At 66.4% G+C, this 16,684-nt stretch carries 19 protein-coding genes; 8 read left to right on the top strand and 11 right to left on the bottom strand.

Translation table 11 applies throughout. The annotated features are described in order from the left end of the window. Positions 1–9: 9 nt before the first annotated feature. From L286_RS42940 to L286_RS42910, 7 genes are read left to right on the top strand one after another with little or no spacing between them, the layout of a single operon-like run. Positions 10–636: a histidine phosphatase family protein gene (locus L286_RS42940; protein ID WP_020818399.1), complete on the top strand. Its 627-nt coding sequence runs from the start codon at positions 10–12 to the stop codon at positions 634–636. Next, a complete protein-coding gene (locus L286_RS42935; RefSeq protein WP_020818398.1) occupies positions 633–1,457 on the top strand; it encodes a TIGR04290 family methyltransferase in 825 nt (274 codons plus the stop codon). Before L286_RS42940 ends, L286_RS42935 begins: the two co-directional genes overlap by 4 nt. Continuing rightward, entirely contained in the window at positions 1,454–2,377 is a 924-nt protein-coding gene (locus L286_RS42930) for a glycosyl hydrolase (protein WP_020818397.1), read from the top strand. The genes L286_RS42935 and L286_RS42930 overlap by 4 nt, the downstream gene beginning before the upstream one ends. A gap of 12 nt (positions 2,378–2,389) precedes the next feature. Continuing rightward, the gene (locus tag L286_RS42925) at positions 2,390–3,505 is read left to right on the top strand and encodes an inositol-3-phosphate synthase (protein ID WP_013039558.1); all 1,116 of its coding nucleotides are present in this window, start codon (positions 2,390–2,392) and stop codon (positions 3,503–3,505) included. Further along, positions 3,502–4,506 (top strand): MDR/zinc-dependent alcohol dehydrogenase-like family protein, encoded by a 1,005-nt coding sequence (locus L286_RS42920; protein ID WP_021223919.1) that lies wholly within the window; start codon positions 3,502–3,504, stop codon positions 4,504–4,506. Before L286_RS42925 ends, L286_RS42920 begins: the two co-directional genes overlap by 4 nt. Further along, on the top strand, positions 4,503–5,531 hold the full coding sequence (locus L286_RS42915) for a Gfo/Idh/MocA family protein (RefSeq protein ID WP_020818395.1): 1,029 nt from the start codon (positions 4,503–4,505) through the stop codon (positions 5,529–5,531). Before L286_RS42920 ends, L286_RS42915 begins: the two co-directional genes overlap by 4 nt. Positions 5,532–5,546: 15 nt before the next feature. Continuing rightward, the gene (locus L286_RS42910) at positions 5,547–5,828 is read left to right on the top strand and encodes a hypothetical protein (RefSeq protein WP_020818394.1); all 282 of its coding nucleotides are present in this window, start codon (positions 5,547–5,549) and stop codon (positions 5,826–5,828) included. Positions 5,829–5,866: 38 nt separating this feature from the next. Here the strand turns inward: L286_RS42910 and L286_RS42905 are convergent, their stop codons facing one another. Genes L286_RS42905 through L286_RS42890 form a run of 4 tightly spaced genes read right to left on the bottom strand, consistent with a single transcriptional unit; the run spans position 5,867 to position 9,592 of the window. Next, positions 5,867–7,240: a Coenzyme F420 hydrogenase/dehydrogenase, beta subunit C-terminal domain gene (locus L286_RS42905; RefSeq protein ID WP_020818393.1), complete on the bottom strand. Its 1,374-nt coding sequence runs from the start codon at positions 7,238–7,240 to the stop codon at positions 5,867–5,869. Continuing rightward, entirely contained in the window at positions 7,237–8,325 is a 1,089-nt protein-coding gene (locus L286_RS42900) for a polysaccharide pyruvyl transferase family protein (protein ID WP_020818392.1), read from the bottom strand. The genes L286_RS42905 and L286_RS42900 overlap by 4 nt, the downstream gene beginning before the upstream one ends. Next, the gene (locus L286_RS42895; RefSeq protein WP_020818391.1) at positions 8,303–8,698 is read right to left on the bottom strand and encodes a DUF6165 family protein; all 396 of its coding nucleotides are present in this window, start codon (positions 8,696–8,698) and stop codon (positions 8,303–8,305) included. The genes L286_RS42900 and L286_RS42895 overlap by 23 nt, the downstream gene beginning before the upstream one ends. A 15-nt stretch (positions 8,699–8,713) precedes the next feature. Further along, positions 8,714–9,592 carry a glycosyltransferase family 9 protein gene (locus L286_RS42890; protein WP_020818390.1) on the bottom strand — a complete coding sequence of 293 codons (879 nt, stop codon included), beginning with the start codon at positions 9,590–9,592 and terminating at the stop codon, positions 8,714–8,716. Between the two features lie 204 nt (positions 9,593–9,796). On the opposite strand from L286_RS42890, the gene L286_RS42885 reads away from it, so the two are divergent. Beyond that, the gene (locus L286_RS42885; RefSeq protein ID WP_238559341.1) at positions 9,797–11,098 is read left to right on the top strand and encodes an NRAMP family divalent metal transporter; all 1,302 of its coding nucleotides are present in this window, start codon (positions 9,797–9,799) and stop codon (positions 11,096–11,098) included. A 1-nt stretch (position 11,099) separates the two neighbouring features. On the opposite strand, the gene L286_RS42880 is transcribed toward L286_RS42885, so the two are convergent. The 7 genes from L286_RS42880 to L286_RS48675 form a co-directional block, all read right to left on the bottom strand. Then, positions 11,100–11,828 (bottom strand): Crp/Fnr family transcriptional regulator, encoded by a 729-nt coding sequence (locus tag L286_RS42880; RefSeq protein WP_007687227.1) that lies wholly within the window; start codon positions 11,826–11,828, stop codon positions 11,100–11,102. Between the two features lie 81 nt (positions 11,829–11,909). Further along, positions 11,910–12,149, bottom strand: a complete 240-nt coding sequence (locus L286_RS42875) for a DUF6894 family protein (protein WP_007687224.1) — start codon at positions 12,147–12,149, stop codon at positions 11,910–11,912. Positions 12,150–12,222: 73 nt separating this feature from the next. Further along, positions 12,223–14,289 carry an NAD(+) synthase gene (locus L286_RS42870; RefSeq protein WP_020818387.1) on the bottom strand — a complete coding sequence of 689 codons (2,067 nt, stop codon included), beginning with the start codon at positions 14,287–14,289 and terminating at the stop codon, positions 12,223–12,225. Continuing rightward, a complete protein-coding gene (locus L286_RS42865; protein WP_020818386.1) occupies positions 14,276–14,815 on the bottom strand; it encodes a CinA family protein in 540 nt (179 codons plus the stop codon). The genes L286_RS42870 and L286_RS42865 overlap by 14 nt, the downstream gene beginning before the upstream one ends. 15 nt (positions 14,816–14,830) lie before the next feature. Next, entirely contained in the window at positions 14,831–15,184 is a 354-nt protein-coding gene (locus tag L286_RS42860) for a response regulator (protein ID WP_020818385.1), read from the bottom strand. Positions 15,185–15,190: 6 nt separating this feature from the next. Further along, entirely contained in the window at positions 15,191–16,093 is a 903-nt protein-coding gene (locus L286_RS42855) for an iron-containing redox enzyme family protein (RefSeq protein ID WP_049775038.1), read from the bottom strand. Positions 16,094–16,230: 137 nt separating this feature from the next. Next, the gene (locus tag L286_RS48675; RefSeq protein ID WP_007687214.1) at positions 16,231–16,380 is read right to left on the bottom strand and encodes a lmo0937 family membrane protein; all 150 of its coding nucleotides are present in this window, start codon (positions 16,378–16,380) and stop codon (positions 16,231–16,233) included. Positions 16,381–16,684 lie beyond the last annotated feature (304 nt).

The raw sequence follows: 16,684 nt of genomic DNA, 5'->3' as shown, positions 1-16,684 counted from the left end.
GCAGCATCTATGTTGATGCTGTCTTCCTCCCGCGAACCGCCGCTTACCTGCTTTCACCTGATCCGGCATGGGATGCATGGCGAATATGGGCGGCTGCTGAGCGGGCGGGCGGGCATGTCGCCCCTCACCGCGCGCGGCCGCGTGCAGGCAGCCGGCGTCGCGGCATGGCGTGGCCTGCACGGCATAGACGCCATCCATGCCAGCCCGCGCCGGCGCACGGTGGAAACCGCGTCGATCATCGCCCAAGCCCTGGGGCTGGAGGTCGTCATCGCCCCCGATCTGGACGAGGTCGATTTCGGCTCCTGGAACGGACGGTCCTTTCCGGAACTGGAGCAAGACCCGCGCTGGCGCGACTGGAACCGCAGCCGCTCCACCAGCGCGACGCCGGGCGGAGAGACGATGGGCGGCGCAGTCGCCCGGACCGTCCGGCATCTGGAAACGGTCGCGCGGGAAAACACGGGGGCCACCATCCTCTGCGTCACCCATTGCGACATCATCCGCGGGACCATCGCGCATTATCTCGGCCTCAGCCTCGACAATCTGCTGAGGTTTGAGGTCGATCCGGGTTCGATCAGCACGATCCTGCTGGGAGCGGCCGGCGGCAGCGTGACCCGATTGAACGAGGTGCCCGCATGAAGACAGTGAATCTCGCAGCCGACCGCAAGACCGACGCATTGCGCCGCCAGATCGAAGAATTGGGCCCATGGTTCCACAATCTTCGCATCGGCGGCATGGAAACCGCGCCGGACCATTTCCTGGGCGATTATCCCGCCTTCAAGTTCGCGCGCTTTGCGGACGCCGTTCCCGAAGACCTGTCGGGAAAATCGGTGCTCGACATTGGCTGCAACGCCGGCTTCTATTCGATCGAGATGAAACGCCGCGGCGCGGCGGAAGTCCTCGGCATCGATTCCGACGACCGCTATCTTGCCCAGGCCCGTTTCGCCGCCGAAGCGCTGGGCCATGATGGCATCGAGTTCCGCAACCTGTCCGTCTATGATGTCGGAAAGCTCGGCCGCCGCTTCGACATCGTGATCTTCATGGGCGTGCTCTACCATCTGCGGCACCCCCTGCTCGCGCTCGACCTGATCCGCGAACATGTGGCGGGCGACATGCTGCTGTTCCAGACCATGCAGCAGGGTTCGTCCGACGTGCTGCTGGTGCCGGAGGATCACCCTTTCCACGTCCCCGGCACCAACCGCCCGCCCGGCTTCTTCGACAATCCGGCCTATCCCCGCCTGCACTTCATCGAACGGAAATTCGCGCATGACTGGACCAACTGGTGGGCGCCGAACAAGGCCGGCGCGCAGGCGCTGCTGCGCGCCGCCGGTTTCGCCATAGAGGCCGAGCCGGAGGAGGAGGTCTATCTCTGCCGCGCCGTCCCGGTCCCCTTCGGGGAGCTGATGGGCAGGCCGGCCGTCTATCCAGCCAAAGGACCAGAGGAGGAACCCGGCGCATGATCGAAGCCGCGATGATCTGGAACGAACCCAACAACAAGTCGCATTGGGATCCGGAGGTCGACCCCGACTGGTCGCTCTATGCCGACATGGTGATCCGCGCGGGCGCCGCCATTGCCGACGCCAATCCGGCCGTGACCCGCGTGCTGGGCGGCATGTCGCCCATCGATCCGCATTGGGTGAACCGGATGCGCGACCATGGTGCGCTGGACGCGGTGGATGTCGTGGCGGTGCACGGCTTCCCGCTCGACTGGAACCTCTGGCCGCTCAACGACTGGCCCGCCCGGATCGCGGAGATCGAGGCGGTGGCGCCCGACAAGCCGGTCTGGGTGACGGAAGTCGGCGTCGGCTCCTTCGGCGCGGAGGAAGTTCAGGTCTTCGGGCTCAACCGCACCGCCGAACTGCTGATCGGGCGGGTGCCGCGCATCTACTGGTACAGCCTTTACGACCTGCCGCAGGAATGGGGCGCGACCACGCGCCATCGCGAGGCGGAAGGATCGAGCTATTACCGCCATTTCTACATGGGGCTGATCCGCGCCGACGGCACGCCCAAGCCTGCGCTGGACGACTATGCCAGGGTCGCTGGCGAGATGGGGCTGATGCAATGGTTCCATTTCAATGATCCGCGCCTGGACGATGCCGTCGACTGGATGAAGCGGCTGGGGGTGAAGCAGTTGCGCACCGGCCTGAGCTGGGCCGACAGCTTCCGTCCCAATGCGGTCGACTGGTTCGACCGGCAGATGGAGGCGCTCGACGATTTCGACGTCACCGTCACCTTCTGCTTCACGCCAGAACATCTGGGCATCGCCCCCCATCACAGCAGCGCGGTCCACGATCCCCAGGCCTTCGCGGATTTCTGCGCCTGGATGATCGACCGCTACGCCCCGGCATCGGCCGCCCAGCCGGTCGCCCGCACCGCCTGACGGAGACGCATCATGCAAGCCATCAACATCGGCATCGTCGGCGTCGGCAATTGCGCCAGTTCGCTGGTGCAGGGCCTGTCGCACTATCGCGCTGAAAGCAACGACCATAGCGGCCTGATGCATTGGGAACTGGGCGGCTATCGCCCCTGCGACATCCGGTTGGCCGCCGCCTGGGACATCGACCGGCGAAAGGTCGGCCGCGACATCGCCGAAGCGATCTTCGCCAGGCCCAATTGCACCCAGACCTTCTGCGGCGATATCCGCCCAAGCGGGGTCAAGGTGGAGATGGGCCGCCTGCTGGACGGCTGCGCGGACCACATGGCCGACCATCCCGACGAGCGCACCTTCCTGCCTGCCGACGCCGCCGAACCCGACCGCGCACAGGTGGTAAAGCGGCTGCGCGAGGCGAAGGTGGACGTGCTGCTCAACTATCTGCCCGTGGGATCGCAGCAGGCGACGGAATTCTACGCGCAATGCGCGCTGGAGGCGGGCGTCGCCTTCGTCAACAACATCCCGGTCTTCATCGCCAGCGACCCGGATTGGGCGGAACGGTTCGAGCGGGCCGGCGTGCCGATCATCGGGGACGACATCAAGGCGCAACTGGGCGCGACCATCGTCCATCGGGTACTCACCGACCTGTTCGCCAAGCGGGGCGTGAAGCTGGACCGCACCTATCAGCTCAACACCGGCGGCAATACCGACTTCCTCAACATGTCGAACCGTTCGCGGCTGAAATCGAAGAAGATTTCGAAGACCGAAGCCGTGCAGTCGGTCGCGGAAACCCGGCTGGAGGATGAGAATATCCATATCGGACCGTCCGATTATGTCGCCTGGCAGAATGACAACAAGGTCTGTTTCCTGCGCATGGAAGGCCAACTCTTTGGCGGCGTGCCGATGAACCTGGAACTGCGCCTGTCGGTCGAGGACAGTCCCAATTCGGCGGGCGTCGCCATCGACATGATCCGCTGCGCCAAGATAGCGCTGGATCGCGGTCTGGGCGGCCCCATCCATCCGGCGGCCGCCTATTTCTGCAAGCATCCGCCGATGCAGATGACAGATGACCGGGCGCATGAAGCGCTGGAGGCCTTCATTCGTGGGGAGGGCGCGATAGCGCTGGCGGCGGAATGAGCGCATTGCTGATGGCGGAGCCCGAAACGGCCGAAAAGGCGGCGACGATGCGCGCGGCGGTCGTGACCGGCCCCGGCGCGGTGCGGATCGACCGGGTTCCGATGCCGCGGCCCGGCCCCGGTCAGGTCCGCATAAGGCTGGAGGGGTGCGGCGTCTGCGCCTCCAACCTCACCCCCTGGGCGGGACCGGAATGGCAAGGCTTCCCGCTGGAGCCGGGCGCGCTCGGCCATGAGGGCTGGGGCTTTGTCGATGCCATCGGGAAGGACGTGACCTCCGTAACGGTGGGGGACCGCGTGGCGGCGCTCTCCTATGCCAGCTATGCCGACCATGATCTGGTGGACGAAAGCGCCATCGTGCGGCTGCCGTCCGAACTGGACGGACTGCCTTTCCCCGGCGAACCGCTGGGCTGCGCGTTCAACATCTTCCGCCGCGCCGACATCCAGCTGGGCCATACCGTCGCGATCATCGGCATCGGCTTTCTGGGGGCGCTGCTCACCCGGCTGGCGACGGAGGCCGGAGCCCGCGTCATCGCCATTTCGCGGCGCCCCTCCTCGCTCGACCTCGCCCGCGATCACGGCGCGGCGGAGACGATCGCGATGGACGATCATCAGGCGATCATCGATCGGGTCGGCGCGCTCACCGAAGGACGCTTCTGCGAACGGACGATAGAGGCGGTGGGCAAGCAATGGCCGCTCGACCTGGCGGGCGAACTCACCGCCGAACGCGGCAAGCTGATCGTCGCGGGCTATCATCAGGACGGGCCGCGCCAGGTGAACATGTGGCTGTGGAACTGGCGCGGCATCGACGTCATCAACGCGCATGAGCGCGATCCGGCGGCCTATGTCGAGGGGATGAGGGAAGCGGTGGCGGCCGTCGCTTCCGGCCGCATCGATCCCGCGCCGCTCATCACCCACCGCTATCCGCTCGACCGGCTGGGCGAGGCGCTGGACGCCACGCGGGACAAGCCGGACGGCTTCGTAAAAGCGATCATCGTCCCATGAGTGCCGCCATCGCCCCTGCCCCCGCCCTCCTCACCCGCCCGCGCATCGGCTTTCTGGGCGTGGGCTGGATCGGCCGCAACCGGATGGAGGCCATGCTGGCGACCGGCGGGATAGAGGCCGCCGCCATTGCCGACGCCCTGCCCGGCAACGGTGCGGAGGCAGCCCTGCTCGCTCCCGATGCGGTGCGGCTGGACTCGCTCGACGCCTTGCTGGAACAGCCGCTCGACGGCATCGTCATCGCCACCCCCAGCGCGCTCCACGCAGAACAGTCGATCCGCGCGCTGGAGCGGGGCGTGCCGGTCTTCTGCCAGAAGCCGCTGGGCCGCACCGGGGCGGAGGTCCGCGCAGTGATCGACGCCGCCCGCGCCGCCGACCGGCTGCTGGGCGTCGACCTGTCCTATCGCGGCACCGCAGGAATGCGCGCCCTGCGGGATCATGTCCGCGCCGGCCAACTGGGCCATGTCCATGCCGTCGACCTCATCTTCCACAACGCCTATGGCCCGGACAAGCCGTGGTTCTACGATCCCATACTGTCGGGCGGCGGCTGCATGATGGATCTTGGCGTGCATCTGATCGACCTGGCGCTCTGGGTGCTCGACTTCCCTGAGGTGGAGCGGATAGAGGCCGCCCTATTCGCGAAAGGACGCCCGCTGGAGGATCGCGGCCGGCAGGTCGAGGATCTCGGCATGGCGACGCTGCATCTGGCGGACGGGCGCATGGTCCGGATCGCCTGCTCCTGGAACCTCCATGCGGGGCAGGATGCGGTGATCGCCGCCGATTTCTACGGCGACAAGGCGGGCGCCGCCTTCCGCAACATCGGCGGCTCCTTCTACGACTTCCGGGCAGAGCTGTTCCGCGGCACGGCGCGGGAGGCGCTGTCCGAGCCTGGCGATCCATGGGGCGGCCGGATGGCGGCGGAATGGGCCGAAAAGCTGGCCCGCTCCCCCCGCTTCGATCCGGGATGCGAAGAACTGGGGCATGTGGCCGACATCATGGACGGCATCTACGCCGCCGCGACGGGATAAGGAAAGGAATTCATCATGAGCGCATCGGACACGACCACCGACCATGACACCATCCGCAAATGGGTGGAGGATCGCGGCGGCCGCCCTGCAGTCGTCAAAGCGACGGAAGACAATGGCAAGGGCGGCGGCCTGCTGCGCATCGACTTTCGCGAGAAGGATGAGGCGCTGGACGAAATCGAGTGGGATGAATTCTTCCGCATCTTCGATGAGAACAATCTCGCCTTCCTCTATCAGGACAAGACGAAGGACGGGAAGGAAAGCCGGTTCAACAAATTCGTGGAACGCGACAAGGGGTAAGGCTGTAACGGTCGCTCGCTGACCATTGCGGCCAAGGGTCACGCGAAACGATCCAACACCCTCCCCAGCCATCCCCGCGAATAAGCAAGGCCGTGGTAGAGCTTCAGCATGGCCCGCGCCCAGAGCAGGAACAGGCCGGGCCTGCCCACAGCCTCGGCCAGCCGGAACACCCTGCCGCTGCCCCTGCTGATCGCGTGGCGCAGCCGATAGATCATCCTGCGCCGCCACGGCAGGCCCGCGCTGCCCGGCCGTACGCGCTTGCGCGGCCGGACGCCCGCCTTCCGCCAGCAAAGCCGATAGGCCAGCCCTTCCCGCCGCTGGCGGAAGCCCGCCGCCTGCGTTTCCCGCACGAAACCGGCGGCGACGGGCTGCAAGGCCAGCCTTCCCGCATCGATCCCTTCGCGCAGCATCGCATGCAGCGCGGACGATCGCACCACCACGACATTGGTGCCGCGCCCGTCGGAGGAATAGGGCTCCACCCAGGCATCGCCGAAAGCGATGTCGGCGGTCTCCGCCACCACATCGTCGCAAAAGTCGCAGGCGCGGTTCTGGAAGAATCCCGCCCCCCAGTCCCCATCCACCAGGTGCCACCAATCCTGCATCCGCTGCTCGCCGGCGTGGTCGGCAAGCCGCGCCCTGTACCAGTTGGCCGGCCGCGCCGCGTCCTTCACCCGATAGTCGATCTGCCGGACCGACGCCGGGCGCAGACCCATCTGCCGGGCGAAGCTGGCCACCATATGACGGCTTTTCATATGCCCGCACACCAGGCCCAAGGTGAAGGCGATGCGCGCCCGCAGCAACGGATCGGCGTCACAGGCGAGATGCACCGCCTTGATGAAGCAGGGAATGCCGACGACGGCATAGCGGCCCGGCACCTCCCGGATCTCGCGCAGCACGTCGGCCATGTCGACGGGATAGTAGCGCGACTGCGCGCCCTCCCATAAAGCGGGAAGATCGCGCGCTATGCGATAGCGGAACAGACGCCCCTCGGTCGCGGGATCGGCCCGCGTCACATGCGCTACGCCGTCCACCATCCCCCGCCGCAACAGTTCGCCCGCGACCCAGCTTACCATGCCGCCGGAACTGCCCCTCTCGCGATAACCTGCTTCGGCGGCATGGCCGACATAGGCGGCATCGAAACGGCCGATATGATCATCCTGCGCCGCTGCCGCCGGAAAGCGCCGCCGGGCGATCTCATCCTCATCCATGGCGCGCGGAGAGAAAGGGCAGCATGCCGAAAGGCCTTCGCTGGGCCGCCGATACCAGTCCCGGTCGCCGACCGGATTGAGATGCCCGTCCTTATTCCATTCCAGCCGGGCCTGTCCCGGTCGGGCCTGCGCGACGCAACCGCCGCAGCCGATGCAGAGGCCCGACGAAACCATGTCGCGGGGGCTGACCGCGGCAGCGCTCATGACGCCATCGCCAGCGCCCGGCGCAGGAAATCGCTCGACCGCGCCCGCAATCGATCGATGCGCTGCCGCACCGCCGGCGCGGGCGGTTCGTCGAGGCGGCGGGCGACGGTCCGGTCATCATCCTCCGGCAGGATCATGTGCCGTTCCGCGCCCAGCCCCTGCATCAGGTCGCGCACCTTGTTCATGCGGTAGGCGGACGGCGCCGCGACGAAAGGACGCCGATTCAGCAAAGCGAAGACGCAGCCGTGGAAGAAATTGGTGACGACCGCGTCCGCGCCCGCCATCAGCTCGGCAAACTCCAGCGGTCCTGCCTCCAGCCATTGCTCGTCCGCCCAGTCGTTGCGATAGCCTATGCTGCGGATGGGCAGCCCCCGCGCCCTTGCCCAGTTGCGGACGGAAAGCCGGAACCATTCCGGAAAATTATGACCGTAAAGCGCCACATAGCCTTCGCCGGACGCGCCGCTGCGCGCTGCCGGTCCGGGAAATTGCAGGCAAGGATCCAGCACGACGTCGGGATCATGCCCCAGCGCGGTTCTGATCATCCGGCGACTGTTTTCGTCGCGCACGGAAATGGAGGCGAAGTTGCCGATCTGCCTGGCCCAATGGTCGGACAGTCCATCCGACGCATTCTGGTTGCCGAAACTGGCCGCATAGGAGATCAGCGTTCCGCGAACCCCCGTTCCGTAAAAGGCCGGACAGCCGCCATACCAGGGATGACGCAGGTTCCACACCTCGTCGCTGCCGACGATGACGGCGTCATAATCCCCCATCTCTTCCGGCCGATCGATGGGAAACCGGCGCGACAGGGGCAATCGCTCGAACGCCTCGCGAAATTTCCGGGTCTTGCGCGCATAGGCCGGAAAATCGCTGCGCGGCGTCCGCTGCGGCAGGGTGGGGCTGAGCGCGCAGCGAAGCTCGGCCCGGGTGACGCGCGGCGAGTCATGGTCCAGCAATTCGGCCTCGACGCCCATGCCGCGCAATCCCTCGACCAGGCAGCGCGCCTGCCAATAGGAACCGTAGTTGATGCAACGGTGGAATGTCAGGACGCCCAGCCGCCGCATCTCAATCCCCCGCGCAGGCGGCATAGCTTTTTTCCTCCACCAGTTCGGATTGCAGCAGGCGGTTGATCTCCCGCTTGATCGCGGCGCGCCGGTCGTTCATCCGGTAGACCGACCGGGCAAGGTCGATGAAGGACGCGCCGAACCGCGCCGCCGCCTCCTCCCCCCGGATCGCGTCCTCGATTTCCCAAAGCGCCTCGTTCACCCGCTTCAGGCTTTCGACCAGTCCGCCCACGGCCCCATCCCGCAGGGCCTGCCCGCCAATGGCGCTCAGCATCCGATATTCCCTGCCCACATTGTCCCGCGCCGCGGGCGTGGCGATCCGCTCCTGCTTGATCTGCAGGATCGTCATCTTGTCCAGCAACTCCCCCCAGGACACGGGCACGGACGGGGTCGGCATGCCTCCCATGTTCAGCTACCTTTCCGCTGTGATCGCCGGATGGGCGGCAAGGTCGCGCGCCAGTTCGGCCAATGGTGTTTCCCAGTCCCCGGCGCTCTGCTGGGCATAAATGCGCATGGACGGATACCAGGGCGTGCCGCGCGCGCCCACCGGCCAGCGCCAGTCGGGATCGGACTTCAGCAGCAGCCAGGTCGGCTTGCCCATGGCGCCGGCCAGATGCGCGATCATCGTGTCCACGGTTATGACAAGCTCCGTCGCGGCGACCAGCGCCGCCGTCGCCTTCATGTCGAAGGGGCATCCGTCCGGGTTCAGCACGGGCAGCGTCGTCGGTTCGGGCATCAGGCTGATGCAGGGCGCCATGGCGCAGATCGGCGCCAGCAGGTGCGGCGGTATGGAACGCGCCGCGTCCCATGACCCAGCGCCATGGCAAAGCCCGACGCAACCATGCGGCAGCACGCCCCTTTCCGGCGCGAGATAGGGCATCGGCGCATCGGCTGGGGTCAGCCGAAGCGCGAAGTCCAGTTCGGTGATCTCCAGGTCGCATTCTGACGGCGGCATCGGATGGGCGTCCAGAAAGGGGAGAAAGCGGACGACGCCGCCCGGTCCGGCGATGATGTCGATCAGGCGCGGCTGCATCTCCACCGTCAGCGACGCCGCGCGCGCCGCGAGTATCGGCAGGAAGCGGGCGAACTGGATGCTGTCGCCCAACCCATGATAGCAGCGCACCAGGCAATGCCTGCCCTCATAGGGCCGCCCGTCCCATACCCAGCGCTGATGATAAGGCAGCGCCTGATCGTCCCGGCGGGCCGGGTCGCGGCGCTGGAGTTCCCGTTCCGAAATCGCCCAGGCGGCGGCATGGTCCCCCGCCCGCATCGCAGCCGCCCAATCTGCCATTTGATCCGCCATGCCGCCCCAATTCCCGTCCGGCGGAGCGCGTTCCGGTCCGGCGGCGCCACCCCGCCGATCCGCTAACCCATGTGATCGAAAATCCGGCATCGGCGCATATTGGAAACCGGCCCGCTATCATGGATTAACGGCCATGCACCTCCTGCCGTGCCTGCCGTGTTGAACCACGGCTTTGCCCGTTCGAGGTGGAAATTGACTGCCCAATCCCGTGAACCGCTGAAAACCGGCATGCCGATGGACAGGCCGCGCCGGGGCGTCATGAAGATGCTTGCCGCCGGCATCGTGACGGGCGCCGCCGACGACGATCCTTCCGCGATCGGCACCTATGCCAGCGCTGGGGCGCGCTACGGCCTTGCCTTTCTGTGGATCGCGCCGGTCCTGCTGCCGATGATGTATGTCGTCGTCTATCTGTCGGCGAAGATCGGGCAGGTCTATGGCAAGGGCCTGTTCGCCTGCATCCGCGATCAGTTCCCGCGCTGGCTGCTGCTGCCTCTGGTGACGCTCGCCTTCGCCGGCAACATCATAGAGGCGGCGGCGGACCTGGGCGGCATCGGCGCGGCGCTCAACCTGCTGGTGCCGATCCCGGTGCCGCTGATCGTGGTGGGCGCGGCGGCGATCATCTTCGCGCTGCAATATTTCGGTTCCTACATGCTCATCCGGCGCGTGTTCCGCTGGCTGGCGCTCATCCTCCTCGCCTATGTGGCGGCGGCGGTCATGGCCCGGCCCGATCCGGTCGCGGTGCTGCGCGCCACCTTCATCCCCGCGCTCAGGATCGATGCGCAATCGCTGTCGCTGATCGTCGCCTGCATAGGCACCTCGCTTTCCGCCTATATCTACACCTGGCAATCCAATCAGGAGGTGGAGGAGCAGATCGCCCTGGGCCGCCGCCGACTCTGGCAGCGCAAGGGCGCGACCGCGTCGGAGATGAAGCGGACGAGCCGCGACGTGCTGACCGGCATGATCTTTTCCAACCTCATCCTCTATTTCATCCTGCTCGCGACCGGCATCACCCTCCACGCCGCCGGACGGACGGAGATCGAGACCGCCGCCGACGCCGCCGCCGCGCTGGAGCCCATCGCCGGTCAGGCCGCGAAATTCCTCTTCGCCGCCGGCGTGGTAGGGGTGGGTTTCCTGGCGGTCCCGGTGATGACCACGGGCGCGGCCTATGACGTGGTGCAGGGGCTGGGCCGCGCGGGCAGCCTGCATGACGCGCCGCAGGACAACAGGCTGTTCTATGCCATCATCGCGGCGGTGACGGTGCTGGCTGTGGCGATGAACTTCCTGGGCTTCAACCCGATGAAGGCGCTGGTCTGGTCGGGCATCGTCCAGGGTTTTTCCGTGCCGCCGCTGCTGCTGCTCATGATGCTGCTCACCAACCGCCCCGGCGTGGTCGGCGCGCGCACCAATGGCCGCTGGACCAACCTGCTGGGCTGGACGACGACCGGCGTCACCTTCCTCTGCGCCCTGTCGCTGGCGGCAAGCTGGCTGCCATGAGCTATTCCCGAGGGATTTCCAGATAACCGCTGTCGAAGCTCGCGATGCGGACGAGGCCGTCCCAGTCCAGCACGCGGATGGTGCGCCCGGTCCAGGACAGGACGCCCTGCAGCCTCAGCCCGCGGACGACGCGGTTCATGTGCACCGGCGTGATGCCCAGCGCGTCGGCGATGTGCGCCTGCGTCGCCTTGAGTTCGAAGGCCTCGCGCGAGCCCTGACCCGCGCATTCCAGGCGCAACGCCATTTCGCACAGCAGATGCGCGGTGCGCGCCGTCGCGTCCCGCCTGCCCAGGCTGACCACCCATTGCGCGATGATGGAGGCGTCGACCACGCAGTCGCGCCAAAAGGCCTCCGCCACGCGGGGATAGGTTCGCGATACCCGCAGCAATTCCTCATGCGGGATCTTCAGATAGGCAAGCGGCGCCGACAGGGCCTGCAACGCCCATTCCACCCGCGGCAGCATCGCGGAATGCAGGTCGCACATGTCGCCGGGAATATACATCGCCGTGATCTGGCGCAGGCCGCTCGGCAACTGCCCGAACCGCCCTGCAAGCCCCTCCGCCACCAGGCAGGAATAGGTCACCAGACGGCCGGGAGGGACGATGTCGACATTGGGCGACACCTGCGCCGGATGGACGCGCATCGACAGGATCGCCTGCCGTTCCTCCTCCGCCAGCGCAGAGCGAAGCAGAAGGCGGTTGAGGAACAGTTGCAAGGCTGGATGCGGCATCAGCCGACGCTCCACATCATGGGACGCAGGGGCCGCAAGGCGATGATGCGCGACAGGGGCGCCCCGCGGAATCCTCGCAGGTCAGCCATCGAACGTCACGACATCGCGGAAATATATCGTTTCCAACCTTCGGCCCTGATCGTCCTGCAGGACCAGATGATGATCCAGGTTGATCGGCCGACCGTGAATGACATGTTCCGCGATGATTTCGCGTCCGCTGCGGACGGCTTCGGCCCGCGCCTCCGCCACGTCGGCGAATTGCTGGCCGGCCTCGTCGATCACATTATCGTCGTTGAACAGGTGAATGTGAAATATCGGCATCGATCATAAAATCCGTATTCAGACTATTGTTCCAACATGTGGTCACAGCGCCGAGTGAAGACTTCGACGTGGATCAGGCTCTATTTTCATCGCCATCCAGGCCATGGGCCAATTCGTCGATCCAGACAGTCGCAGTCCCGTCCGACGGCGCCCGCCAGTCGCCGCGGGGGGACAGCGCGCCGCCGGAGGAGACTTTCGGCCCATTGGGCAGCGCGGACCGCTTGAACTGGCTGATCGCGAAGAAGCGGTGGAGGAAATTCTCCAGCCAATGGCGGATCGTCGGCAGGTCATAGGCGCATTTGGCGCTCTCCGGATAATCGGCCGGCCACGCGCCCTTCCCGGCGTCCCGCCAGGCGTGCCATGCCAGAAAGGCGACCTTCGACGGCGGCAGGCCCAGGCGCGCAATGTGATGCAGGAAGAAATCGTTGAGCGCATAGGGGCCGACCCGATCCTCCGTGCTCTGCAAGGCGCCGTCCTCCCCCGCCGGCACCAGTTCGGGCGAGATTTCGGTATGCACTATCGCGTCCAATATCCGGGCGGTCGCCGCGTCGAACTGGCCGGTCGCGATGCACCAGCGGATCAGGAACTGGATCAGCGTCTTGGGAATGGCGCTGTTGACCGCATAATGGCTCATCTGGTCGCCCACGCCATAGGTGCACCAGCCCAGCGCCAGTTCGCTGAGGTCGCCCGTGCCCACCACGAAGCCGCCATGGCGATTGGCCAACCGGAACAGATAGTCGGTGCGCAGCCCCGCCTGCACATTTTCGAAGGTCACGTCATAGACCGGCTCTCCCAGCGCGAAGGGATGGCCCATGTCGCTCAGCATCTGGCGCGCGGCGGGACGGATGTCGATCTCCTCCCCCGCGACGCCCAGCGCGTTCATCAGCGCCCAGGCATTGCCCTTGGTCAGTTCGCCCGTGGCGAAGCCCGGCATGGTATAGCCCAATATGGCGGAGCGCGGCAGGCCCAGCCGGTCGCAGGCCTTGGCGGCGACGATCAGCGCGTGGGTGGAATCCAGCCCGCCCGACACGCCGATGACGAAATGCTTGCCCGCCGTGGCCCGAAAGCGCGTGACCAACCCCTCGACCTGGATATTGAAAGCCTCGTAGCAATCCGCCGCAAGCTGCGCCGGATCGGCAGGGACGAAGGGAAAGCGGGTGAGCGACCGATGCAAGCCCACGTCCCCGCCACTGCGCCGAAAGGGAAAACGGACGGTGCGGAAGCGGGTTTCCGGATGGCCCGCGACGACGGCGCTGTCGTTGAAAGTGCCGTTGCGCATCCGCTCCAGCCGCAGGCGTTGCACATCGACATCGGCATAAAGCAGCTCGGCCGCATCCCCGAAGCGCTCCGATTCCGCCAGCAGTTCGCCCAGTTCATGCACCATGGCCTGCCCGTCCCAGGCCATGTCGGTGGTGCTCTCGCCCGCGCCCGCCGCCGAATAGGCATAGGCCGCCTGGCAGCGCACCGATTGGGAGGCGGAGAGCAGATGCCGGTCGCGCGCCTTGCCGATGGTGATGTTGGATGCCGAAAGATTGCACAGGATCAGCGCACCCGCCATCGCCCCCATGGTGGAGGGCGGCAGCGGCGCCCAGAAATCCTCGCAGATCTCGACATGGAAGATGAAGTCGGCATAGCCGTCGGCCGCGAACAGCAGGTCCGTGCCGAACGGCGCGACATGGCCGCCGACATCGATCTCCAGCCCGGAAAGACCGGCGCCGGGCGCGAACCAGCGCTTTTCATAATATTCCCGGTAATTGGGCAGATAGCTTTTCGGCACCACGCCCAGCAGCCGCCCGTCCGCGATGACCAGCGCGCAATTGTAGAGCCGCCCGGCGCGGCGAAGCGGCGCGCCGACCAGCAGCACCGGCCAGCCGGCGCTCCCCTCGATCAGCGCCGCCGCTTCCCGCTCCACCCGGTCGAGCAGCGCCTCCTGCAAGTGCAGGTCGTCGATCGCATAGGAGGAGAGGCACAGTTCGGGAAACAGGACCAGGTCGGCCGCGCCGTCCGCCGCCTGCTGCGCCAGCGCGCGGATCTCCCGCGCATTGGCTCCCACATCGCCGACGCTGCCCCTGGGCGTCGCCGCCGCGATGCGGACCAGGCCGTGGCTATGGATCGACGCGAAATCCTCAACCTTGCTCAAGGGCCTGCCTCATCATCTCCAGCGCGACCCGGATCGCGCCGATCCGCACCGGCCCTCGCCCTATATCGCCGAAATGTTCCTCCCGATGCGCCGTCGATCCGCCGCGCCTGGCGCAGGCGAAATGGACCAGGCCCGCCTCCTCCCCCGGCGACGCCGCGCCGGCATAGCCGGTTACGGCAAGGGCGATGTCCGCATGGGACCGTTCGATGGCGCCTTCGGCCATCGCCACCGCCACCTCCCGGCTGACCGCGCCGCAGGCCTCGATCCGCTCGCTGCGGATGCCGAGCAATTCGCATTTGGCATCCTCGCTATAGACGACGAAGCCGCGCTCGAAGGCATGGCTTGCGCCCTCCACATCGGTCAGCAGCGACGCAAGCAACCCGCCGGTGCAGCTTTCCGCCGTCGCCAGGGTCAGTTCCGCGGAACAGCAGTCCTTCAGCAATGCGGCGGCGGCCTTCTCAATATCTTCGGAGATGATCGGCGACAGGGTTTCGGCCGTATCGCCCTTTCCATCTGGCGCGCTCATGGGGGCATCCTCTTTCTAATGCACGATCCGGCGCAGGGCATCGATCAACTGTCGCGACAAGGCCCATTTGGGCACCAGCGGCGCGCCGGGATGGGCATCCAGCGCGGGATGCGCAAAGACGCCGGTGCAGAACAGATAAGGGATGTCATATCGGTCCAGATCGTCGGCCAGCAGGCCGACGTCCCCATCCCCCACCCGCACGTCGAGCACTGCGCCCGCCGGGAAGTCCGCAGCGACCGCCGCCATGCCGTCGGCCAGGCTGGCATGGGGACCGTCCACTTCGTAATCCGCCTCCTCCAGCAACTCTGCGATGATGCCGGCTACCGCCGGATCATCCTCCACCAGCAGGATTTTGGGGTTCGCCGACATCGCGCCTCATCCCAGCCCGAAATGGGCGCGATAATGCTCGAAGCAACGCTGCCCGCATCGCAGGCGGATCAGCGCGCCTTCCGCCATGGCGGTCGCCCGCCGGGGGTCTTCGGCGACAAGCGGCGCTATGGCCTCATCGTTCCAGTCGCGGCTATGTTTCACGTCCAGCACGGCGTGCAGATCGAAATAACGCCTTTCGCCGCCGCTCAGCCCGATGCGGCGCAGGCCTTGGGCGACATGCGCGGAGCGGCCGGGCGCGGTCAGCTCGATCACCCCCAGCGCGCCCACGCTGTGCCATGCGTGGCAGCGCGACGTCGCCATAGCCGTCATCGCATTGGCGAGGGCCAGGCTCTGCCACGCGGTGCTATCGATGCCGATGTCGAGGTCCAGTATGTCGACCAACTGGCTCAGCATCGGCCCATGCATGCCCTTGGCGTTGCCCCGACCCATCTCGTCCCAATAATTGCGCGCCAGTTCCAGCTTGGCGCGGGGCGGCAGCTTCACCTGGGTCAGCGCGACCAGATCGTCGAACCCTGCTTCCCCGGCCGCCTCCTGCGAGAGGAACCACCGGATTTCGTCCCGGCTCGCTTCCTGCGCCAGCCAGGGGAAAAGCGGATCGTGCTGGCCCGGCCCGCTTTCCTTCAGCCCTTCGAACCAGGCGATGAACCCGTCGGGATCGGTCGGCGCCCGCGCCGCCTTCTCGCGGACCTCGGCGCGCAGTTCCTCGATGAAGCCATGCTCCAGCCGGAGCATGCGCCGGTCACGGTCGAACCTGTCCGCCGTCATGTCCGACGGAAATGCCGGCGACAGCCGCTCGCGATTCCAATAGGAAAGTTCCTCCTGAAAACGCTGCTGCAAAAATTGTGATCCGTGATATTCCCATAATGTCGCCACGATAAAACCTCTCATTCATCATGGCTAAAAATCCCGGATCGCGGGTGCGTTCCTGAAAAAACATACTGATCCGGATCAACTCTTCATGCGCCCGCCGCAACGACTGCCGCGATAAATACCGACATTACTCAGGACGTGCTGAACTTAAGAGATCAGGGAACCCGTCGGCCCGCCACAAGCTGATAGATCAGCACGACCAGCGCCAGCACCAGCAGCAGATGGATCAACGCACCGCCGACCGGCATGACGAACGCGCCCAATGCCCACAGGATGAGGAGGATGACAAGGATGGTCCACAACATGATCGGCCTCGCTGCGTAAAGTCAGCCTGATAAGTCGCGCCGCCCGCGATTGTTCCGACCCGATCGGTCGTCATGCGCGAAACATGGCGGCTCCCGTTCGGAAAGCCGCCATGTGCGCCATTGGCCGTTCAGCGCTGGGTGACGGTCGTGGTCGTCTTCTCCACCACGGAAGCGCGGACCGGGCTTGTCGTTCGCCGCACCACCTTGCGCTTGACCGGGGCCGCCTTGCGCGCCGTGACGGGGGCGGTCTTGACGGTTTCGGTGGTCACCGTGGTGGTAGCGGGCACGGCCGCGGCGGCGCGGG

It is taken from the genome of Sphingobium sp. HDIP04 (assembly GCF_000445085.1).
Taxonomy (GTDB): Bacteria; Pseudomonadota; Alphaproteobacteria; order Sphingomonadales; family Sphingomonadaceae; genus Sphingobium; species Sphingobium indicum.
Note: the sequence above shows the minus strand (reverse complement) of the source record. Positions and strands in the feature narration are given on the sequence as shown.

What these genes read in the sequence shown, in the direction of transcription:
- L286_RS42940 (WP_020818399.1), top strand. Translation starts at nt 10, where the DNA reads ATGTTGATGCTGTCTTCCTCCCGCGAACCGCCGCTTACCTGCTTTCAC.
- L286_RS42935 (WP_020818398.1), top strand. Translation starts at nt 633, where the DNA reads ATGAAGACAGTGAATCTCGCAGCCGACCGCAAGACCGACGCATTGCGC.
- L286_RS42930 (WP_020818397.1), top strand. Translation starts at nt 1,454, where the DNA reads ATGATCGAAGCCGCGATGATCTGGAACGAACCCAACAACAAGTCGCAT.
- L286_RS42925 (WP_013039558.1), top strand. Translation starts at nt 2,390, where the DNA reads ATGCAAGCCATCAACATCGGCATCGTCGGCGTCGGCAATTGCGCCAGT.
- L286_RS42920 (WP_021223919.1), top strand. Translation starts at nt 3,502, where the DNA reads ATGAGCGCATTGCTGATGGCGGAGCCCGAAACGGCCGAAAAGGCGGCG.
- L286_RS42915 (WP_020818395.1), top strand. Translation starts at nt 4,503, where the DNA reads ATGAGTGCCGCCATCGCCCCTGCCCCCGCCCTCCTCACCCGCCCGCGC.
- L286_RS42910 (WP_020818394.1), top strand. Translation starts at nt 5,547, where the DNA reads ATGAGCGCATCGGACACGACCACCGACCATGACACCATCCGCAAATGG.
- L286_RS42905 (WP_020818393.1), bottom strand. Translation starts at nt 7,240, where the DNA reads ATGAGCGCTGCCGCGGTCAGCCCCCGCGACATGGTTTCGTCGGGCCTC.
- L286_RS42900 (WP_020818392.1), bottom strand. Translation starts at nt 8,325, where the DNA reads ATGCCGCCTGCGCGGGGGATTGAGATGCGGCGGCTGGGCGTCCTGACA.
- L286_RS42895 (WP_020818391.1), bottom strand. Translation starts at nt 8,698, where the DNA reads ATGCCGACCCCGTCCGTGCCCGTGTCCTGGGGGGAGTTGCTGGACAAG.
- L286_RS42890 (WP_020818390.1), bottom strand. Translation starts at nt 9,592, where the DNA reads ATGGCAGATTGGGCGGCTGCGATGCGGGCGGGGGACCATGCCGCCGCC.
- L286_RS42880 (WP_007687227.1), bottom strand. Translation starts at nt 11,828, where the DNA reads ATGCCGCATCCAGCCTTGCAACTGTTCCTCAACCGCCTTCTGCTTCGC.
- L286_RS42875 (WP_007687224.1), bottom strand. Translation starts at nt 12,149, where the DNA reads ATGCCGATATTTCACATTCACCTGTTCAACGACGATAATGTGATCGAC.
- L286_RS42865 (WP_020818386.1), bottom strand. Translation starts at nt 14,815, where the DNA reads ATGAGCGCGCCAGATGGAAAGGGCGATACGGCCGAAACCCTGTCGCCG.
- L286_RS42860 (WP_020818385.1), bottom strand. Translation starts at nt 15,184, where the DNA reads ATGTCGGCGAACCCCAAAATCCTGCTGGTGGAGGATGATCCGGCGGTA.
- L286_RS42855 (WP_049775038.1), bottom strand. Translation starts at nt 16,093, where the DNA reads ATGAGAGGTTTTATCGTGGCGACATTATGGGAATATCACGGATCACAA.
- L286_RS48675 (WP_007687214.1), bottom strand. Translation starts at nt 16,380, where the DNA reads ATGTTGTGGACCATCCTTGTCATCCTCCTCATCCTGTGGGCATTGGGC.